At 57.7% G+C, this 532-nt stretch carries 1 protein-coding gene; it reads left to right on the top strand.

Translation table 11 applies throughout. The features are described 5' to 3' along the window. The coding region (locus tag RTW80_RS27060) for an ATP-binding cassette domain-containing protein (protein WP_312721173.1) at window positions 1–532 on the top strand (532 nt) is incomplete at both ends.

The raw sequence follows: 532 nt of genomic DNA on the forward strand, positions 1-532 counted from the left end.
TCCCTGCTCCGGAAAGATATGGCTCAACACCAGCGAAGGCCGACAAAATCTTCGCGATATCAGACTGGAGGCGCTTCGTCGCCGGGTAGGCATCGTATTTGAAGATGCTTTTCTGTTTGCCGGTACGGTGGCGGAAAATATCGCCTATGGCCACCCTCAGGCAACGGCGGACGACATTCGCCGTGCGGCAGCTGCTGCAGGAGCCAGCGATTTTATCAACGCCCTGCCGAAAGGCTTCGATAGCCTGTTAACCGAACGGGGTACGAATCTTTCCGGCGGGCAGAGGCAGCGAATAGCGCTGGCGCGGGCGCTCATTACTGCACCGGACGTGTTAATCCTGGATGATACCACCTCAGCGGTTGATGCTGTTACGGAAGCGGAGATTAATACCGCGCTGGGTCGCTATGCTGACGAAGGGCATATGCTGCTGGTGATTGCCCGACGGCGTTCAACACTTCAGCTAGCCAGCCGGGTTGTGGTGCTGGATAAGGGCCGTATGGTGGATACCGGAACCCCGGCAGAACTTGAAGCG

Origin of the sequence: Escherichia sp. AM3, assembly GCF_032029835.1 — a bacterium.
In the GTDB taxonomy this organism is placed as follows: Bacteria; Pseudomonadota; Gammaproteobacteria; order Enterobacterales; family Enterobacteriaceae; genus Escherichia; species Escherichia coli.